The organism is Streptomyces sp. NBC_00005, from assembly GCF_045160215.1.
Lineage (GTDB): Bacteria > Actinomycetota > Actinomycetes > Streptomycetales > Streptomycetaceae > Streptomyces.
Window position 1 is genome coordinate 4266990 of record NZ_CP108316.1, and the last position, 19696, is coordinate 4286685.

At 70.5% G+C, this 19696-nt stretch carries 18 protein-coding genes; 5 read left to right on the forward strand and 13 right to left on the reverse strand.

What is annotated here, in order from left to right; translation table 11 throughout:
- Positions 1-41 precede the first annotated feature (41 nt).
- Positions 42-1283, forward strand: a complete 1242-nt coding sequence (locus OG303_RS19515) for a hypothetical protein (RefSeq protein ID WP_405869684.1) — start codon at positions 42-44, stop codon at positions 1281-1283.
- A 45-nt stretch (positions 1284-1328) separates the two neighbouring features.
- Here the strand turns inward: OG303_RS19515 and OG303_RS19520 are convergent, their stop codons facing one another.
- The 4 genes from OG303_RS19520 to OG303_RS19535 all read right to left on the reverse strand — a co-directional run bounded on the left by OG303_RS19520 (position 1329) and on the right by OG303_RS19535 (position 6598).
- Complete coding sequence (locus OG303_RS19520; RefSeq protein ID WP_405869685.1) at positions 1329-2669, reverse strand: Nramp family divalent metal transporter; 1341 nt, start codon at positions 2667-2669, stop codon at positions 1329-1331.
- Between the two features lie 43 nt (positions 2670-2712).
- Positions 2713-3195, reverse strand: coding sequence for an ATP-binding protein (locus tag OG303_RS19525; protein WP_405869686.1), 483 nt, complete (start codon positions 3193-3195; stop codon positions 2713-2715).
- 91 nt (positions 3196-3286) lie between these two features.
- Positions 3287-4198 carry an anti-sigma factor RsbA family regulatory protein gene (locus OG303_RS19530; protein ID WP_405869687.1) on the reverse strand — a complete coding sequence of 304 codons (912 nt, stop codon included), beginning with the start codon at positions 4196-4198 and terminating at the stop codon, positions 3287-3289.
- Between the two features lie 48 nt (positions 4199-4246).
- A complete protein-coding gene (locus OG303_RS19535; protein WP_405869688.1) occupies positions 4247-6598 on the reverse strand; it encodes an ATP-binding protein in 2352 nt (783 codons plus the stop codon).
- Between the two features lie 354 nt (positions 6599-6952).
- Between OG303_RS19535 and OG303_RS19540 the strand changes: the two genes are divergently transcribed.
- The gene (locus tag OG303_RS19540) at positions 6953-8296 is read left to right on the forward strand and encodes a M14 family metallopeptidase (RefSeq protein ID WP_405869689.1); all 1344 of its coding nucleotides are present in this window, start codon (positions 6953-6955) and stop codon (positions 8294-8296) included.
- Positions 8297-8445: 149 nt separating this feature from the next.
- Here OG303_RS19540 and OG303_RS19545 read toward each other — a convergent pair whose 3' ends face one another.
- The 3 genes from OG303_RS19545 to OG303_RS19555 form a co-directional block, all read right to left on the reverse strand.
- The gene (locus tag OG303_RS19545; RefSeq protein ID WP_405869690.1) at positions 8446-9150 is read right to left on the reverse strand and encodes a hypothetical protein; all 705 of its coding nucleotides are present in this window, start codon (positions 9148-9150) and stop codon (positions 8446-8448) included.
- Positions 9151-9218: 68 nt separating this feature from the next.
- A complete protein-coding gene (locus OG303_RS19550) occupies positions 9219-9434 on the reverse strand; it encodes a DUF397 domain-containing protein (RefSeq protein WP_405869691.1) in 216 nt (71 codons plus the stop codon).
- Positions 9431-10306 (reverse strand): helix-turn-helix transcriptional regulator, encoded by an 876-nt coding sequence (locus OG303_RS19555; RefSeq protein ID WP_405869692.1) that lies wholly within the window; start codon positions 10304-10306, stop codon positions 9431-9433. The genes OG303_RS19550 and OG303_RS19555 overlap by 4 nt, the downstream gene beginning before the upstream one ends.
- Positions 10307-10553: 247 nt before the next feature.
- On the opposite strand from OG303_RS19555, the gene OG303_RS19560 reads away from it, so the two are divergent.
- Positions 10554-10811, forward strand: coding sequence for a hypothetical protein (locus OG303_RS19560; protein WP_405869693.1), 258 nt, complete (start codon positions 10554-10556; stop codon positions 10809-10811).
- 57 nt (positions 10812-10868) lie between these two features.
- Here OG303_RS19560 and OG303_RS19565 read toward each other — a convergent pair whose 3' ends face one another.
- From OG303_RS19565 to OG303_RS19580, 4 genes are all read right to left on the reverse strand, one after another.
- Positions 10869-12347, reverse strand: coding sequence for a GntP family permease (locus OG303_RS19565; RefSeq protein ID WP_405869694.1), 1479 nt, complete (start codon positions 12345-12347; stop codon positions 10869-10871).
- 150 nt (positions 12348-12497) lie between these two features.
- Complete coding sequence (locus OG303_RS19570; RefSeq protein ID WP_405869695.1) at positions 12498-12908, reverse strand: RidA family protein; 411 nt, start codon at positions 12906-12908, stop codon at positions 12498-12500.
- The gene (locus OG303_RS19575; protein WP_405869696.1) at positions 12905-13666 is read right to left on the reverse strand and encodes an IclR family transcriptional regulator; all 762 of its coding nucleotides are present in this window, start codon (positions 13664-13666) and stop codon (positions 12905-12907) included. Before OG303_RS19575 ends, OG303_RS19570 begins: the two co-directional genes overlap by 4 nt.
- A complete protein-coding gene (locus OG303_RS19580) occupies positions 13663-14739 on the reverse strand; it encodes a sugar kinase (protein WP_405869697.1) in 1077 nt (358 codons plus the stop codon). The genes OG303_RS19575 and OG303_RS19580 overlap by 4 nt, the downstream gene beginning before the upstream one ends.
- A 174-nt stretch (positions 14740-14913) precedes the next feature.
- Between OG303_RS19580 and OG303_RS19585 the strand changes: the two genes are divergently transcribed.
- Positions 14914-16179, forward strand: a complete 1266-nt coding sequence (locus OG303_RS19585; RefSeq protein WP_405869698.1) for an amino acid deaminase — start codon at positions 14914-14916, stop codon at positions 16177-16179.
- Positions 16180-16205: 26 nt separating this feature from the next.
- A complete protein-coding gene (locus OG303_RS19590) occupies positions 16206-17852 on the forward strand; it encodes an amidohydrolase family protein (protein ID WP_405877360.1) in 1647 nt (548 codons plus the stop codon).
- A 1-nt stretch (position 17853) separates the two neighbouring features.
- Here OG303_RS19590 and OG303_RS19595 read toward each other — a convergent pair whose 3' ends face one another.
- Both OG303_RS19595 and OG303_RS19600 read right to left on the reverse strand, forming a co-directional pair.
- Positions 17854-18768, reverse strand: coding sequence for a serine protease (locus tag OG303_RS19595; RefSeq protein WP_405869699.1), 915 nt, complete (start codon positions 18766-18768; stop codon positions 17854-17856).
- Between the two features lie 217 nt (positions 18769-18985).
- Positions 18986-19567 carry a hypothetical protein gene (locus OG303_RS19600; protein WP_405869700.1) on the reverse strand — a complete coding sequence of 194 codons (582 nt, stop codon included), beginning with the start codon at positions 19565-19567 and terminating at the stop codon, positions 18986-18988.
- Between the last annotated feature and the right edge of the window lie 129 nt (positions 19568-19696).

Below are 19696 nucleotides of genomic sequence, written 5' to 3' on the forward strand. Positions count from 1 at the left end.
ACCCCCCTTCTTCCATCCGCCTCGCGAAACGGTGGTCCGTCATGCCCTTCGAACAGCACAGCGATCCCTTCGAGGAACGGCTCTCCGCCGGCCTGCGCCACGCAGGGTCCGCCTTCGAGACCGACCGGGCCGCGCTCGTCACCGCCGGCGCCCTCAAAGGGCGGCGACGCCTGCTGCGACGCAGGACCGCCGTCGTGGGCGGGGCCGCCGGGCTCGCGCTCGTCGGTGTGGGCGGGGCGGTGCTCCTGCCCGGCACCGGATCCGCACGGCAGGACGGGGCCTCCGTCGGCACCGGGCACACCGCCACTGCCACCCCCGCCCCCACCCCCGTCTCCGGCGACGCGTTGATCCGTACGCTCGAAAAGCTGCTCCCCGACGGCAAGTTCAGCGGGGCTCAGGCGCGGGGCACGGGCGAGAAGCTGGGGCCGTACGCGCATCTCGTCTTCGACGACGGCAAGGGCGCGGCGGCCGTGGAGGTGGGCCTCGGTCGGGTCGAGCCGGGGAGCGACGAGGCGCGGCAGGTCACCGAGTGCCCGGGCAAGGCGTTCACGCACTACGACTCCTGCAACACCACCCGGCTGTCGGACAGTTCGGTGCTCATGGTTCTGCAGGGGTACGAGTACCCGGACCGGCGCGTGGACACCAAGTGGTGGACCGCCGAACTCCTCACACCGCAGGGTCAGCACGTCAGCGTCAGCGAGTGGAACGCCGCAGCCGAGAAGGACGCGCCCATCACCAGGGACCAACCGCCCCTGTCTCCCACCCAGTTGAAGCACGTCGCCGCCGCGTCCGCCTGGCGGGACGCCATCGACGCAATGCCTTCGGAATCGAAGAAGCCGACCGCGCAACCGAGCGCGACCGCGACGGCCGCCGAGGTGCCGATCGCGCCGACCCTCAAGAGCCTTCTGCCGAAGGGCCTCACCGTGTCCGAGGCCAGCGGCGACGATCCCGGGTTCGGCTACGTCGTCGTCGACGACGGCAAGGGCAAGAGCCTCGTGCAGATCAACGTCCAGGCCGACATGTCGGACGTCGCGGGTGAACTCTTCGGCTCCGATGCGGAGACCCTGCCCGACGGGACGAAGGTCGCCACGCATCAGGGGCCCGGCGAGAAGGGCGGTGCGGGTGTCGTGATGTGGACCGTCGACACCATCAGGACCGACGGGAGGCGGGTGGTGATCAGCGCCTTCAACTCCGGCGCCCAGGACACCGCCGCCAGCCGCAAGGCCCCCGTTCTGACCATGAAACAGCTCCGCGAGATCGCCCTCAGCCCCAAGTGGCTGTAGAGACCCGAAGGGAGCTGAAAGGAACCGAAGGGAACCCGGCGCGGCTCAGAAGAAGTCCGCCCACGGCTGGTCCCAGATCTGCTTCACGCACAGGACCAGGAACAGCAGCCCCGCGAGGGCCAGCATCGCGTTGCTCAGGAGTCCGTTGCGCCACTCGCGGGGTGTGCGGGAGGAGTTGAGGAGCCAGACCAGGGTCAGGGCGAGGAAGGGGAGGAACGCCGCGCCCAGCACGCCGTAGAGGATGATCAGGCGGAAGGGCTCGCCCTGGAAGAGGAGCACGATCGGCGGGAAGGTCAGCCACAGGAGGTACGCCCGGAAGGGCCATGACCGCTCGCGTTCGCCCGACGCCACCCTCTCGCCCGACGCCACCTTCTCGCCCGTCGATTCCCCCTTGCTGCGGTACCGCGCGACGAAGTCCGCGAACATCAGGCTCACTCCGTGCCACACGCCGATCAACGACGTGAAGGACGTCGCGAAGAAGCCGATCAGGAAGAACTTCGCCGTCGCCGAGCCGTGCTCGTTCTCCAGGATGTCGGTGAGCTGGATCAGGCCCTTGTCGCCGCTCGCGATGGACACGTTCGCGGAGTGGAGCAGCTCCGCGCCGACGAAGAGCATGGCGATGACGAAGATGCCGGTCGTCGCGTACGCGACCCGGTTGTCCAGCCGCATCACCTTCATCCAGCCGGTGTTCGTCCAGCCCTTCGCGTTGACCCAATAGCCGTACGCGGCAAGGGTGATGGTGCCGCCGACGCCGCCGATCAGGCCCAGCGTGTTGAGGATCGAGTCCTTCTCGTCCGGGAGGACGGGGAGCAGGCCGGCCAGTGCGTCGGGCAGGTTCGGCGTGACCCTGATGGCCAGGTACACCGTCACCACGAACATGACGCCCACCAGGACCGTCATGACCTTCTCGAAGACCTCGTACTTGTTGAACCAGACGAAGCCAAGCCCGACCAGGCCGCAGGCGACGGCCCACGCTTTCAGGTCCATCACGTCCGGGAACAGTGCCTGCAGGGGCAGCGCGCTCGACGACATCGCCGCCGCGCCGTAGACGAAGCCCCAGATCACGACGTAGACGACGAAGAAGTACGTCGTCCAGCGGCCGAGGCTCGCCCAGCCGTCGAAGAGGGTGCGGCCGGTGGAGAGGTGCCAGCGGCCGGCCGCCTCGGCGAGGGAGATCTTCACCAGGCAGCCGACGATCGCGGCCCAGAGAAGGGTGTAGCCGAAGTTGCTGCCGGCGATGAGTGTGGCCACCAGGTCTCCGGCGCCCACGCCGGTCGCGGCCACGACGATGCCGGGTCCGATGTACCGCCAACTCGATCGGCGGGAGGTGCGGTTCGTGTCGGATGGTGCCTCGGTGTCAGTGGGGTTTCCCGTGGTATCCGCCATGAAGGTCAAGAAACCCCAAAGAAGCCGAACGGACAAGAGGGCGCTACGGCTGTCGCCGACCGCAGCCGTCCGCCCCGCACGTCCCCAACTCGAACCACACCGTCTTGCCCGACCCGTCCTGGTGGCAACCCCAGCGCCGGGCAAGCGCGTTCACCAGGAACATCCCGCGCCCGCTCTCCGACGCACCGGCCTCCAGGACCTGCGGGGTGCGGCGGCCGCCGTCGTGCACCTCGCAGCGCAGGACTCCGTGTGCGGCGGACAGGGTGAGCCGGAAGCGGCTCGCGGAGTGCAGCAGGGCGTTGGTGGCCAGCTCGCTGACGAGCAGTTCGGCCACCTCCACCAGGTCGGTCCGGTCCGTCAGACCCCATGCCTCCAGCTGTCTGCGGACCTCTGCGCGGGCCTCGCGGACGGCGGTGGGACGGGGGTCGTACTCGACGCTCAAGTTGCCTGCCCTCAAAGGCGGTTGGGGGTACGCGGCGTATTGAGGGTCGGGGTCCGGGAGGGGGGTCCCGGAGAGATCCAGCATGGTTTGAGGGTGTCCTCCCCGGCGCTGCGGCACACGGGGAGGACTACCTGTCTCCCTACCTGTGTACGGCCACGGGTACGACCGCCGACGGCTATCCGTACTGCAGCCGTACGGTCGCCCCCGCCCCGTCGTCCCGGACGTCGACGTAGGCGCACACCTGACGGGTGAACCAGAGTCCCTGGTCCGGTTCCAGTTCGGGGGTGGGCGGTGGGACGAAGCCCGCGAGCGGGTCGTCGACCCGACGGGAGGTGCGGAGTTCGCAGACGCAGCCGGGCGCCTGGCCCCACAGCCGGGCGATGGTGACGGGGCCGAGGGCGGCGGCCGCGGCGGTGACCGCCTCGGTGAACAACTCCGCGTCCGCCAGGGCCAGTCCACGGGCGGCCGCCGCCCTGCGTACGGCCTCCGGGTACGGCTGTGTGAGCAGCTCCGCGTCGGCCGGGGGCAACGGCAGCGGCGTGGAGTCCAGTTCGGCGGTGAGGCGGGGCGGATCCTCGTAGACGGCCGTGTCGGGGTGGGCCCGGCGGGCCGCCTCGACGATGGCGATACCGGCGGTGCGGATGTCGTAGGCGCACAGCGCCGTCGTCGCCATCGGGGCGAAGAGGAGGTTGGCGAGGGCCTCGTAGCGGATCCACTCGGTGGTCTCCCGGACGGAGCGTCCTGCGCGACCGTTCCAGACGGGTTCCATGAGGAGGTGGATACGGCCTCCGGGGCCGGCGTGCGCGGCGAGGTAACCGGCGGCCTGGGCCACGGCGTTGGCCGCCGAGCCCGTGTACCAGTCGGTGTGCGGGACGAGGACGGCGTCCTTCGCGTCGGCGCCGAGGGCCTCGCGCAGGAGGTCGAGCTTGTCGGGGGCGGCGATGGCCACGGGCGGGGGTTCGCCCAGGGCTCCGAGGCCTTCGGCGAGGAACGGCAGGGTGGCGGCCACGAACTCGTCGTCCGCGCCGTACACGGCCATGCGGTGGTCGAACGGGGTGGGGGCGGGGGCGTGTCGGGTGCTGGTCATGGTTCTCCTCTGGGTCGGTGTGGTCCGGGAGGGGAGCCTGGACGTGGCTCAGCGCTGGGCGGTCACCCAGGCGGCGATCTGGCTGCGGTTGCTGAAGCCGAGCTTGCTGAGGATGCGTTCCACATGGCCTTCGGCGGTGCGGCGGGCGATGACGAGTCGGTCGGCGATCTGCTGGTTGGCGAGGCCCTGGGCGACGAGTTCGGCGACCTCGGCCTCGCGGCGGGTGAGCGTGGGCCCCTGGGGTGGCGTGCCGCGGGAGCCGCGGCGGCCGTTGATCCTCCTTGTGGGGGTGGGGTGTTGGGGCTGTTCGTCGTCGGTGGCGTAGGCGACGATCTCCGCGAGCCCGAGGGCGCCGCCTTTCCCGTACGACCGCTGGAAGGCGGCCTGTCCCAAGAAGGTCAGCGCTCGCTCCTCGCTGCTGCGGCGGAGGGAGTTGAGGGCGGTCGAGCCCCAGCGGTTCCGGTCGATGTCGGCCCAGGTGCGGTCGGCGCCGCCGAGCAGGGCGGCCGCGTGTTCGTGGGCACCCGCCCGGGTCGCGATCTGGGCCAGCAGGTCGAGGGTGAGGGCGATGCCGATGCCGTCGTGGACGGCGAGTTTGAGACGCAGGGCCTCGCGGGCGTGCGCTTCGGCCTCCTTCCAGTCCTGTTTCACGGTGTGGGCGAGGGCCAGCATCCGCAGGACGTACGACCGCACCCATTCCTCGCCGTGCTCCTCGCAGAGCCGGCGCGCCCGCTCGCAGACCTCGACGGCGCGGTCGGCCTCGCCCAGGAAGCCCAGGGCGCAGGCGAGTTCGACCTGGTCGAGGCCGTGCAGGCTGAGGTGCTGGCCGGGGACGCGGCCGCGGGCGACGGTCGCCTCGAAGTGCTCCAGGGCGGCCGGGAGTTCGTTGTTGAACAGGCGCAGGACGCCGATGACGTAGTCGGCGTGGGCGGCCTCCGCCGTGTCGCCGAGACGGCGGGCCAGGGCGTGGGCCTCCCGTGCGCGCCGCAGGCCTTCGGTCATGTCCTGGGTGGCGGCCGCGAGGAGGCCGGCGACCCACAGGCCGCGGGCCCGCTCACCGGTCGGTTCGGGGTTGGCGTCGAGGGCCCGTTCCAGCCAGTGGCGGCCCTCGCGGGGCGCCCCGCAGGCGTGCCAGTAGAACCACAGGGTGCCCGCGAGGCGCAGTCCGGCGAGGCGTTCGCCGGGGGCGGTGAGGCTGAAGTCGAGGGCGGCGCGCAGATTGTCCTGGTCGGCCCGCAGCCGGGCGACGATCTCCCGCTGGCCCGGCCCGAACCAGGCGCGTTCGCAGTCGGCGGCCCGTCGCTGCATCCAGTCGCGCCGGCGGCGCCGGGTCGCGGTCTCCTCGCCCGCCAGCTGCCGCAGCCGGTCGAGGCCGTAGTGCCGCAGGGTGTCGAGCAGCCGGTAGCGCACCCCGTCCGGTCCGGTCTCCCTCCCCAGTACTGACTTGTCGACAAGCCCGGCGACGGCTTCCAGGACCTCCTGTGGCCGCACCCGCTCGGCGTCCGCGCACACCGCCTCCGCCGTCTCCAGGTCGAAGCCGCCCGCCAGGACGGAGGCCCGCGCCCACACCAACTGCTCCTGTTCGGTGCAGAGTTCGTGGCTCCAGTCGACGGCGGCGCGCAGGGTCTGGTGACGGGGCAGGACCGCGGTGGAGCCGGCCGTAAGAAGGCGGTAGCGGTCGTCGAGGCGTTCCAGGAGCTGTTCGACGCCGAGGACGCGCATGCGTACGGCGGCCAGCTCGATGGCGAGCGGGAGGCCGTCCAGGCGGCGGCACAGACGGGCCACGGCGGCCCTGTTGTCGGCGGTGAGGCGGAAGCCGGGGACCACGGCGGCGGCGCGGTCGGCGAAGAGCGCGAGGGCCGGGTGGCCCTCGGCCGCGCTGAGGTCGCCGTCCGGGTCGGGGACGGGTAACGGCCGTACCTCCATGAGGTGTTCCTCGGTGAGCGCGAGGCGGTGCCGGCTGGTGGCGAGGACGCGGACGCCGGTGGTGCCGCGCAGGAGGGCGGCGGCGAGGTCGGCGCAGGCCTGCAGCAGGTGTTCGCAGTTGTCCAGGACGAGCAGCAGGCGCCGGTCGCGTACCTGCTCGACCAGCGCGTCCAGCGGCGGCTGCGCGGAGTGGTCGTGCAGGCCGAGCGCGTCGGCGACGGCGAGGGGGACGAGCGCCGGGTCGTGCAGTCCGGCCAGGTGCACGAAGCGCACGCCGTCCGGGAAGGCACGCTCGACGCGGGCCGCGACCCGTGCGGCGAGGCGTGTCTTGCCGACGCCGCCCGGTCCGGTCAGCGTCACCAGGCGCGCCCTGGCGAGCAGCTCGCGGCCTTCGGTCTGTTCGCCGCGCCGGTCGACGAAGCTGGTCGTCTCGACCGGCAACCGACGGTCCCGTCGCGGCGCTGATCCGCCCATGATCAGCCAGTCCTCTGGGGTGTGGTCCCTCTGGGGTGTAGTCGAGGATCCGGAGCGCCCGAATCCCCTTGCGCGAACCTTCACTCTGCTCGGGATTCGGCATATATGCACGTGCCGCTCACACCCGCGAGTGCACTTTGCCGGAGGCCATTGCGGGGGAATGGGGCGCGCGTACACTGCGCGGCCGATTTCCGAGGGGTTCACGCCCGGCCACCTTGGCGTGCCCTTGACCTGTCCATGCCATTCCCTGACGATGGGCGGCACCCGCACCAGCACGTCGCTGAACGAACCACCCCCCAGCTCCACTCCCCGCTTCCGGAGACCCCGGAATCCCTGGAGAAACAAGGAGACTTCATGCGACTTCGGATACGAGGCTCGGGCGCCCGCAGCGGAAGACGTACCGCCGCGCTCGCCGCCCTTCTCGCCCTCGCCCTCGCGGCACCCGTCTCGGCCACCGCCAGCAGCAGCCAGAAGGCGGCGCCTTCGGCCGACGACGTCCGGCAGTACGAGATCCACGTCGACCACAACACCCCCGTCACCCGCACCGCCATCGCGGCGGCCGGCGTGAGCGTGGACGAGTCCGACGAGGAGACGGTGGTCGTCTCCGGGCGCGCCGAGCAGATCAGGAAACTGCGCCAACAGGGCTACGAGGTCTCGCCGTTGGGTTCGGCGCCGGACCGCTCCTCGGGCTCGGACGACCTACGGCTCTACGACTTCCCCTCGGCCGACTCGAGGTACCACAACTACGCCGAGACGAACACGGAGATCGACCAGCGGCTCGCGGCCTACCCGAACATCATGAGCAAGCGGGTGATCGGCAAGTCGTATCAGGGGCGGGACATCGTCGCCATCAAGGTCAGCGACAACGTGGCGACGGACGAGAGCGAGCCCGAGGTCCTGTTCACCTTCCACCAGCATGCGCGCGAGCACCTGACGGTGGAGATGGCGCTGTATCTGCTGCGGGAGTTGGGGGCCGGGTACGGCAGCGACTCACGAATCACCAGCATGGTGAACAGCCGGGAGATCTGGATCGTGCCCGATCTCAACCCGGACGGCGGCGAGTACGACATCGCCACGGGCTCGTACCGGTCGTGGCGCAAGAACCGGCAGCCCAACTCCGGTTCCTCGTACGTCGGTACGGACCTCAACCGGAACTGGAACTACAAGTGGGGCTGCTGCGGCGGCTCTTCGGGGTCCACGTCCTCGGAGACGTACCGGGGTGCGTCCGCCGAGTCCGCGCCCGAGGTGAAGGTGGTCGCCGACTTCGTGCGCGGCCGTGTGGTCGGCGGCAAGCAGCAGATCACCGCTGGGATCGACTTCCACACGTACAGCGAACTGGTGTTGTGGCCGTTCGGCTACACGTACTCGGACACGACGACCGGGATGACGACGGACGACTACAACGCGTTCAAAACCGTCGGGCAGAAGATGGCCGCGAGCAACGGGTACACCGCCGAGCAGTCCAGTGACCTGTACATCACGGACGGGTCGATCGACGACTATCTCTGGGGTACGCAGAAGATCTTCTCGTACACCTTCGAGATGTACCCGACGTCCGGTTCCGGGGGTGGGTTCTATCCACCCGACGAGGTGATCGAGCGGGAGACCTCCCGGAACCGGGATGCCGTCCTGCAGTTGCTGGAGAACGCGGACTGCATGTACCGGTCCATCGGCAAAGAGGCCCAGTACTGCGGTTAAACCATGGGGTGGCGGCCGGGGGCCTGGACAGGACGGGTCCCCGGCTCGGCACATCCGCGCTGCTCCGCGGCCGCGATGGTCGGGTGCTGGGCGGGAACCTGGCGGAGTTGCCGAGCTGGGGGTGAGGTGGGACGGAGTGCCCAGGAGGCCTAGTCGGCCTTGGCCTCGGTCTCGGCATCGGCCTTGACCTCGGCATCGGCCTCGACTTCAGCCTCGGGCTCGGCATCGGTCTCGGCTTCAGCTTCGGCGTCCGACTCATGCTCGGCATCGGTCTCGGCTTCAGCTTCGGCGTCCGCCTCGGGCTCAGTCTCAGGCTCGGACTCGGGCTCCTCCACACCGTCCTCGAAGTAGGCGTCGAGGACCGCGTCCAGCTCCTCTTCCCACTCCTCGAAGCGCGCCCGGGCCGTCGCCTCGATCTCGATCGGGTACCAGCGGCGGTCAGGGGTGTGGACCGTGATGGTGAAACGCTTGCCGAAGCGGGGGGACTCCGTCTCTACGGCGCCGATCTCGTCCCAGCGGAACTCGCACTCCTGGTCGTCCAGGGAGAGCCGTACACCGTTGTGGTCGGCGACGATCTTCGCGCGCCGGTCGGAGGCTTCGAAGACGGGGCCTTCGGGGGCCTCGGCGTTTTCCCCGTCGTCTTCCTCTTCCGTTTCCTCGCGCTCGTCCTCGTCGACCGCGGGCTCCGCCGGGGCCGTCTCCTCGGAGGTGACCCCCGCCGCCGTCTCCTCGGCATCCTCCGGGCTGGCATCATCCGGCTCAGCGGATGCGGGCGAGGTGAGCCCGGGGATGAAGGCCGGGTCGATCCCGGCGCCGTCCAGGGCCTTGCTGCTCGAATCTATTCGCTGCTCCACGCCGGAAGTATGGCCGACGATCCTGTGCCGGGGACAGTCAGCCCTGCCTTCACATCCGCATACCCGGGTTACATCTGCGCAACGGACGCGTACGCCACGAACTCCGCCCAGGCCGTCGGCTGGAGGGCGAGCCGGGGGCCGTCGGTGTGCTTGGAGTCGCGGACGTGGATGGTGGCGGGGGTGTTGGCCACCTCGACGCAGTCGTTCGGGTTGTTGCTGTCGCTGTAGCTGCTCTTGAACCACACCAGCTCGGAAGCGCCCCCGGCAGAGGCCTTGCGGATCATGTTTCTCCCACCAGTTGCTCGACGAAGGACAGTGACTCCCGTGCGGTCAGAGCCTCGGCCCGGATGATGCCATAGCGCAGTTCGAGGATCCGGAGCTGCCTCGGGTCGTGGACAGGGCGCCCATTGAACTCGTCGTCCATGCGCCCGACCGCCGAGCCGTCCCCGAACTTCAACACCTGGACTCGCCCTCCCATACCAGGATGGTCCCAGCGGTCCATCGGCATCACCTGAATTTCGACGTTCCGCAACTGAGCCATCTCCAGTAGATGTTCAAGCTGCCTGCGCCACACCATCTTGCCTCCGACCGGGCGCCTCAGCGTCGTCTCTTCCAGGACGAAGCTGAATTCAGCAGCCGGTGAGCGTTCGTAGATCACCTTACGGGCCATCCGCGCCGCCACTGCCTGCTCCAGCTGGCCTTCTGGAGGCACGGGCCGCCGCGTCCTCAGCAACGCCCATGCGTACTCCTCCGTCTGGAGCAGACCATGCAGGTTGTGGTTGCCGTAGGAGAGCAACTCCACCGCCCTGGCCTCCAGTTGCGCCAGATCCCGCACCTGCTTCGGGTAACGGACCTTCTCCACGTCCTCCTTCATCGCCGAGATCAGCCCACCCGCCCCCAACACCTCGTCCCCCTTGTCCAGATAGCCAGGCTGGGGAATCCGCTTCCCGGACTCGATCTTGCGCACCATGTCCTCGCCGTAGCCGACGGCCCTCCCGAAGTCGGCAACGCGCATCCCCACCGCCTCCCGTCGCAGCCTCAACTGCCGCCCCACGGTGGCGATGACCGCCAGCCCCCACTCGTCGTCCGGATCCACCTCCCAACCCGGCTCGTCCGCCTCGGTCTTGAGCCGCTCCGTCTCGCCGTCCACGCTCATCCCGCACCCCTTCGCCGTACGTCCGCGCACTCGACGCCCCCTACCCGTACGACCGCCCCCGACAGCCCGGACAGCACCGGACAAGCCCCGGACAGTCACCGTACGCAACGGCGTCGTCACTGTTCACGGTAAGCACGCATCGCCACGCTGAGTGACGTGAATCAAGAAACCGCCGGGCTTCGAACGCGCCCGCGTCCCCGGCGGCCGTATCGTCACCCGCACGATCTCCTGCAACCAGCCCGGATTGGTGGCCGTGGACCTCTCCTTCTACAAGTCGTACATCTCGGAAGAGATCCGTGACGAGGGCCGTGAAGAAGGCCGCGTTCGGACGGCCGCCGAGGACGTCCTACTCGTCCTGGAAGCACGCGGCCTCGACGTCTCCGACGAGATCCTCGAACGCATCACCGGCTGCGCCGACTCCGACCTCCTCCGCCGCTGGCTCACCCGCGCCGCCACCGCAACGACCGCCGAGGAGATCTTCACGGAACCGGAGAGCGAAGCCTGAGCCGCCGGGCCGGTGAGGGGGCCACCCCCCTCACCGGCCCGTACGGTCGCCGTAGGCCTACACGAACAGGCTCAACACCGCCGCCACCACGAACCCCACCACCGACAGCACCGACTCCAGCACGGTCCATGTCTTGAGGGTGTCCCGTTCGCTGATGCCGAAGTACTTCGCCACCATCCAGAAGCCGCCGTCGTTGACGTGCGAGGCGAAGATCGAGCCCGCCGAGATGGCCATGATGACGAGGGCGACGAAGGCCTGGGAGTGGTGGCCCTCGGAGAGCAGGGGGGCGACGATGCCGGCCGTCGTGACGATGGCGACCGTGGCCGAGCCCTGGGCGACCCGGAGGACGACCGAGATCAGGTAGGAGAGGACGAGGACCGGCAGGCCCACGTCGTGGAAGGTGTCCGAGAGGGCCTGGGCGACGCCGCTCGCCTTCAGGATCGCGCCGAAGATACCGCCCGCGCCGACCACCAGCAGGATGTTGCCGACCGGCTTGAGCGACGCCGTCGAGACGGTCTCCAGGGACTTGCGGGACCAGCCCCTGCGGATGCCCAGCAGGTAGTACGCCAGCAGCAGCGCGATCGTCAGCGCCACGAACGGGTGGCCGAAGAACTCGATCACCGAGCGGCCCGTGGAGGGGTCAAGGGCGATGGAGGAGAAGGTCGCCGCCAGGATGAGGATCAGGGGAGTGCCGATGATGCCGAGGACCGTGCCGAGCGGCACCGGCTCCTCGCGCGGCTCCACCCCCTGCTCGCGCTGCTCGTTGATCACCGCGAGCTTCGCCTCCGCCGCGGCCTCCACCATGTCCTGCGGTACGGCGACGAAGATACGGCGGCCGACCCACGCGGCGTAGGCCCAGGCGGCCAGTACCGCCGGGATGCCGCAGATGATGCCCATCAGGATGATCCAGCCGAGGTCCACGTGGAGGAGGCCGGCCGCGGCCACCGGGCCCGGGTGCGGGGGCAGGAACGCGTGGGTCATCGACAGGCCCGCGAGAAGGGGCAGGCAGTACAGCAGGATCGACTTGCCCGAGCGCTTGGCGGCGGCGTAGACGATCGGCGCGAGCACGAAGATGCCGACGTCGAAGAAGACCGGGATGCCGAAGATCAGGCCCGTGAGGCCCATCGCGAGGGGCGCTCGCTTCTCGCCGAAGAGGTTCAGCAGGCGGGAGGCCAACACCTCGGCGCCGCCGCTGACTTCGAGGATCGCGCCGAGCATCGTGCCCAGGCCGATGATGATCGCGACATGGCCGAGGATGCCGCCCATGCCGGACTCGATGGTCGACACGGCGTCCGATCGCTGGACGGTGCCGAAGAGTTCGGTGACGGACAGGCCGGCCAGCAGGCCGACGGTTATGGAGACGGCGAGCAGGGCGACGAACGGCTGGAGCCTGACCTTGATGATCAGGAAGAGGAGCAGGGCGATGCCGAGGGCGGCGACCGTCAGGAGGCCGGCCGTTCCGTCGATCAGGAGGAGGAGGCCTCCCGTGTGGGGTGGGGTCTCGACGGGGGCCGTTGCGGCGAGCGGAAGGGACATTGGGGGGTCCTCTGCGTAAGGGCATGGTCCAGGGGGTTGCGAGGTGTCCCCCCAGCGGGCGCAGCCGGGCAGGGGGGATCGCGGCACGGCGCCCCGGGGAGGAGGGGCGCCGTGCCGTGAGGTGTACGAGGTGCGGGAGTTGAGGGAGCGTCAGCCCAGGACGGCCAGCGCGTCGATCTCGATGAGAAGCCCGGCGGGCAGACCGACGTACACCGTGGTGCGGGCGGCCGGCGGCTGGGTGAGGCCCTGCTCCTCGAAGTAGGTGTTGTAGATGCCGTTCATCTCGGCGAAGTGGTCGACGTCCGTGAGGTAGACGCGGATCATCATCACGTCGTCCCAGCTCGCGCCGCCCTCCTCGAGGATCGCCTTGACGTTGGCGAGCGTCTGGAGGGTCTGCTCGCGCAGGGTCGGGCCGGCGGGCGTGGGGGCCTTGCCCTCCTCGGCGGGCAGGAAGCCGACCTGGCCGGCGACCTGGAGGATGTTGCCCTTCTTGACGCCGTGGGAGAACTTCGCGGGCGGGGTGGTGTGGGTCTTGGGGGTGAGTGCGATCTTCTCGGTCACAGGCTGTCCTTCACTGGCGTTCTTCCGGAGTACTCCCCGCTGATCGCGTCGGCCGTGCGGCGCACCAGCGGGAGCAGGGTGAGGAGTTCGTCGGCGGTGACGACGACGTTCGGTGCGGAGACCGACATCGCGGCCACGACCCGGCCGTCGGCGCCGCGGATGGGGGCCGCGACGCAGTTGATGGACTCCTCGTGGCCGCCGAGGTCGGTGGCCCAGCCCTGGTCGCGCACCTTGTCCAACTCCCGTAGAAAGGCAGGGGCGTTGGGGGTGGACCGGGCCGTGTACATGGGGTAGTCGAGCTTGTCGGCGAGCACCCGGCGCTCGCTTTCGGGAAGGTCGGCGAGCAGCAGCTTCGCGACCGCGGCGACGGTGATCGCCACCGGTTTCCCGATCCGTGAGTACATCCGGACCGGGTACCGGCTCTCCACCTTGTCGATGTAGAGGACCTCGGACTCCTCGTACACCGCGAGATGGACGGTGTGCCCGCACTGCTCGTTGAGGCGTACGAGGTGGGGGTGGCCGATCTCGCGGATGTCGAGGTTCTCCATGGCCTCCTGGGCGAGCGCGATGAGGCGGGCGCCGAGGCGGTAGCGCTGGTCGGACTGGCGGTAGACGAGACCGTGCTCGTGCAGCGTCCTGAGCAGGCGCAGGGCCGTGGACTTGTGCACGCCGAGCCGGTCGGCGACCTGGCCGAGGTCGGCGGGGCCCTCGGCGAGCAGCGGCAGGATGCTGAGCGCGCGGTCGACGGTCTGGCTCATGGCGCGGGTACCTCCTCGTCGGCCCGGTGTACGGCTTGATCGACGGCTTGTGTCCAGCCGGGGCCGAGTCGAAGTGTCCCCCACGCGTCGTCGTCGAGAGCGGCGAGGCGGTCGGCGTGGTCGCGGGCGGGGGGTGCGGCGAGGTCGCCGGGGACGGTGAGGGCGGCGGCGGCCATGAGGTGGCCGTGGCGCAGGCGGTCGCGGACGGGCAGTCCGCGCAGGGTGGCGGAGAGGAATCCGGCGGCGAAGGCGTCCCCGGCTCCGACGGCGGCCACCACGTCCACCCGCGGCGCGGGCACGAAGGTGACGTGCTCGGTGCCGGACTCCTTGTCGAACACGGTCGCCCCGTGCCCGCCCTGCTTGACGACGAGCACCTCGGGGTCGGGGAACGCGGCGCGGACGGCGTCGGCGCCGGTCAGCCCCCACACCTCCTGCGCCTCGTCCTCGCCGACGAACACGAGGTCGGCGCGGCGGGCCAGTTCCAGCAGCACCCGGGGCCCGTCGGCCTCCCGCCACACCGTGGGCCGGTGGTTGACGTCGAAGGAGACGAGGGGCCGCCGGGCGCGGGGCGCGGTCAGCGCGCGGACCAGGTCGAGGCAGTCGTCGGAAAGCATCGGCGTGATCCCGGACAGGTGCAGTACCCGCCCGGCGCGTACGACGTCCAGATCCGTGTTGGCGACGGCCATCGCGGAGGCGGCGGACCCGGCCCGGTAGTACGCCACCTCGTGGGCATCGGTCGACCGGTCGCCGGCCGTACGGAAGTAGATGCCGGTGGGGCGTGCCGGGTCCCTTCGTACGGCGGTGACGTCGACGCCGTACGCCCCGATCGCCTCGACCAGGTGGTCGCCGAAGCCGTCGGCGCCGACCCTGCTCACCCAGCGCACGGAGTGCCCGGCGGCCGCCAGCGTGCACACCACGTTGGACTCCGCGCCGCCGATGGCGCGGTCGAAGGAGGGGACGTCGGCGAGGCGGCCGGGGCTGGAGGGCAGGAACGTGACCATGGACTCGCCGAGCGTGACGACATCGACGACATCGACGGCGTCGAGGGCATTGCCAGGTCCGGTCGCGGTCACGATCGTCGTAGCTCCTCGGTGCGGTGGCGGGCGAGCGCAGCGAGATGGGGGTCCCCCGGCCGAAAGCTGGGGGAGGCTCCGTTGACCCCGCGTTGGCCGAGATGTTAGACAGCGGTAAGCGATATACGCAATGAGCGTTGCAGAGATTGCAACGCACCCGATCAGGGAGGCCTCATGGTCACGGAAGCCCTCGCCCGGCTCGCCGGGGAACGCGTCGACCACCGCTTCAAGGGCCTCCCGCCGGACGCCGAGGGCCTGACCGTCGGCGAGCTGGCCGCGCAGCGCCGCAACCTCTTCACCGACAGCTTCGCGACCCCCGTCCTCGCCCTGTCGGCCGAGCGCCTGGAGCACAACCTCGCGCTCATGGAGACGTACGCGACCCGCCACGGCCTGGCCTTCGCCCCGCACGGCAAGACCTCCATGGCACCCCAGCTGTTCCAGCGGCAGATCGAGCGCGGCGCCTGGGGCATCACGCTCGCGCTCCCCCACCAGGTGCGCGTGGCAAGGGCGTTCGGCATCGAGCGGATCTTCGTCGCCAACGAGCTGGTCGACCCGGCCGCCCTGAAGTGGATCTCCGCCGAACTCGACGCCGACCCCCGCTTCCGCTTCATCTGCTACGTCGACTCCGTGCGCGGGGTGGAGCTGATGGACGCGGCACTGCGGGGGGCCGCGCGTCCGCTGGACGTCGTGGTCGAGCTGGCCGCCGGTGAGGGCGCGCGCACCGGGGTCCGTACGGAGGCGGAGTGCGCGGCGGTGGCGGACGCGGTGGCGGCCTCCGCCACGCTGCGGCTCGTCGGTGTCGCGGGCTACGAGGGCGAGGTCCCGCAGGCCGACCCGGAGCGGGTGCACGCGTGGCTGCGCCGGCTGGTCGCGCTGGCGGCGGACTTCGACAAGGCGGGGCGGTTCGCGGGGCTGGACGAGGTCGTCGTGAGCGCGGGCGGCAGTGCCTGGTTCGACGCGGTGGCCGACGTGTTCGCCGAGATCCCCGAACTGTCCGTCCCCGTACTGAAGTTGCTGCGCTCGGGCGCCTATGTCTCGCACGACGACGGGCACTACCGCAAGATCACCCCCTTCAACCGGGTGCCCGAGGAGGGCGCCCTGGAGCCGGCCTTCCGGCTCTGGGCGCAGGTGGTCTCCCGGCCCTCCCCCGAGCAGGCCTTCGCCAACGCGGGCAAGCGGGACGCGGCCTACGACCTGGACCTCCCCTTCGCCCAGGTGGTCCGCCGGGACGGCGCCGAGCGCCCGGCCACCGGCGTCTCGGTGACCGGGCTGTCCGACCAGCACGCGTGGCTGCGTACGGCTCCCGAGGCGGACCTGGAGGTCGGAGACTGGCTGGGCCTGGGCCTGTCCCACCCGTGCACGTCCTTCGACAAGTGGCAGCTGATCCCGGTGGCCGAGGCGGACGGCACGGTCGTCGACTACATCCGTACGTTCTTCTAGGAGGAGTCATGGAGGTGGGAGGGGCCATGGAGCAGCTCGTCATCCGGGACGCGGACGTCGTGGACGGCAGCGGCGAGCCGTCGTACCGCGCCGACGTGGTGATCGACGACGGCAGGATCGTCTCGATCGTCAAGGAGGCCGCGGCGGCCGGCTGCCAACGCCCCAGGGCGCGCCGCGAGTTGGACGCGGAGGGGCTGGTCCTCTCCCCCGGCTTCATCGACATGCACGCCCACAGCGACCTGGCCCTTCTGCGCGACCCGGACCACAGCGCGAAGGCCGCGCAGGGGGTGACCCTGGAAGTCATCGGCCAGGACGGGCTGTCGTACGCGCCGGTCGACGACCGCACGCTCGCCGAGGTGCGCCGGGCGATCACCGGCTGGAACGGGTACGGCGACGACATCGACTTCGACTGGCGTTCGGTGGGCGAGTACCTGGACCGGCTGGACCACGGTTTCGAGGGCCGGGGCATCGCCGTCAACGCGGCGTATCTGATCCCGCAGGGCACGGTCCGCATGCTCGCCGTCGGCTGGGAGGACCGCGAGGCGACCCCGCAGGAACTGGACCGTATGCGGCAGTTGGTCGCCGAGGGGCTGGAGCAGGGCGCGGTCGGCATGTCGTCCGGGCTGACGTACACGCCGGGCATGTACGCCAAGGACGCCGAACTGACCGAGCTGTGCCGGGTGGTGGCGTCGTACGACGGCTACTACTGCCCCCACCACCGCTCGTACGGCGCCGGGGCCCTGGAGGCGTACGAGGAGATGGTCGCCCTGAGCCGGGAGGCGGACTGCTCGCTCCATCTGGCCCACGCCACCATGAACTTCGGCGTGAACAAGGGCCGGGCGCCCGAGCTGCTGACCCTCCTGGACGAGGCGCTGGCGACCGGGGCCGACATCAGCCTCGACACGTACCCCTACACCCCCGGCTGCACCACTCTCGTGGCGATGCTGCCGAGTTGGGCGAGCGAGGGCGGTCCGGAGGCGATCCTCAAGCGGCTGGCGGACGAGGAGACGGCCGAGCGCATCCGGCACCACATGGAGGTCGTGGGCGCGGACGGCTGCCACGGTGTGCCCATCGAGTGGGACACCATCGAGATCTCGGGCGTGACCGATCCGGCGCTGGGCGACTTCGTCGGCCGGACGGTCGGGGAGTCGGCGGACCTGCGCGGCGAGTCCCCCTGGGCCACGGCCCGTCGCCTGCTGCTTCAGGACCAGCTGGGCCCGACGATCCTGCAGCACGTGGGCCACGAGGAGAACGTCCAGGCGATCATGCGGCACCCCGTCCACTCCGGCGGCTCTGACGGCATCCTCCAGGGCGCGAAGCCGCACCCGCGCGCCTACGGCACCTTCCCGCAGTATCTCGGCCGGTACGTACGGGAGTTGGGCGTGCTGTCGCTCGAGGAGTGCGTCGCCCATCTCACGTCGCGGCCGGCCGCGCGGCTGCGGCTGCCGGACCGGGGGCTGGTCCGCGAGGGCCACCGGGCGGACCTGGTCCTGTTCGACCCGCAGACGGTCGCGGCGGGGTCGACGTTCGAGAATCCGCGCACGCTCCCGACGGGCATTCCCCATGTCCTCGTCGACGGGCGGTTCGTGATCGAGGACGGGCGGCGGACGGACGTGCTGGCGGGCCGGGCGGTCCGTCGCAGTCCCGTGCGACGGAGCGCCACCCGTCCCTGACCTACGGCTTGGGCAGCGTGCAGCCGCTCTTGCTCAGGTCGAGCTTGTTGCCGGTGCCGAAGCAGGCCGGTATCTGGTAGGTCTCCTCGGCGTAGTTGATGCCCTTGCGGACCGTCACGTTGCCGCTCTCGTCGACCTCGCAGGGGTTGTTCTCGGTGCAGCGCTCGCCGTCCTCGTTGCCGGTGTTGTTGACGGCGACGACCTTGCCGGTGGCGTTGTCGACGACGGGCGAGCCCGAGGTGCCGCCGATGGTCTGGCAGGCGGAGGTGTAACGCAGCGAGTCCTTCCAGGTCCAGTCGCCCTCCTTGAGGCGGTAGACGAAGCCGTCGACGTTGCAGGCGTACGTCTTCTTCCAGTAGCCGGAGACGACGGTGATGGCGGTGCCGGCGGTCGGGTGCGTGTCGCTGACCGTCAGCGGGCTGATGCCGTACGAGCTCTTGATCTGCGCGTAGGTGGTGGTGAGCTGGTAGATCGTGACGTCAGTGTCGGTCATGGTCGAGTACACGACCTTGCTCGCGCGCAGCGTCCCGACCCTGGTGGCGGAGGAGTTGAGCAGCCCGAAGGTACGGCTGGAGGTCTGGTTCGTGATGACCTCGCCGGGCTCCGGGAACCCGGTCTCCAGGCAGTGTCCGTTGCTCATGACGAGCGCCGGGTCACTGTCCGCGGAGTTCGGGAAGCGGATGACGGAGCCGGAGCAGTTGCTGAGCGAGACGGTGCCGGCGAAGTTGACGGCCTTGACCGACGGGGTGGTGAGCCGGGCCAGGTTCGCCGTGGTGGACGTGACCGCGTCGTGGACCACGGACTTGACGGTGTCCGTGTCGGTGACCGGGGCGGCGGGTTCGGCCGCGACCGCGGGTGCCGCACCGATCCCGGCCAGTGCCAGGGCGCTGAGCGCGGCGACGAGAGGCTTTCTCATGTGGGGGTCCCCTCTTGCGACTTGGGCGACCGGAGAATTTCCGGCCGCCCATAGATTTGACATGTGCATTGTGAGGGGACAGGGGTGGATGAGCAAGGAGTTCTTTTTGGCCTGGGGGTGCCGTGAAGCGTCGCCGTCCGGCCCTCACGTCATGTCGGAGACGAAGTCCAGGCGCACCTGCCCCGTTTCGGCAGAGCCAACCCACCGAGTGCGGTGGCTATTTGGGCTTCTTGGTGGCGCCCTGTCCCCGTCCGGGATTCCCGTTGGGGTTGCCCGGGCCCGACGTACTCGTGGCGGGGGCGGAGGTGGTCGGGGACCCGGCGGAGGCTTCCGGGTCGGTACCGGCGGGCGCCGACCCCTCCCCGGTGGGCGAGCCACTGCGCGCCGCGCTCGCCGAAGGTGCGGCCGACGGCTGCGCACCGCCGGAGGACGACCGGGCGGCGGGGGCCCCCGGGCCGGACGACCCCGGGCCCGCGGAGTCCCCGGTCGTCGACCGGGTGCGCCCGTCCTTGCCGTCCGTGCCGCCCGACGACGAGCCCCCGAAGGAGAACCCCACGATCACGGCCGCCACCGACACCGCTGCGACCGCCCCGGCGACGACCGCCGCCCGCCGCGAGCGCGGGGCACGGCGTCCACGCGGGGCGCGGTGCCCCGAGCCGTCACGACGGGGCTCCCGCGTCCCTTCGGCCACCGCGGGCAGCTCGGCCGTCTCGTCGTACGCGTTCTGCCAGCCGTGCGCGGCGGCCGGATCGGCGTACTCCTCGTACACGGGGGCCCGCTCCGGCTGCGGGTGGTACACATTCGGCGGAGCCTGGGACCCAGCCGGCGTACCCGTTTCACTGGTGCCATGAGCGCCGTTCGCGCTGTTCGCTCCGTACATCTCGTTTTCGTGCTGCGGCGGCCTGGACATGGGCGCGCATTCTAGGTA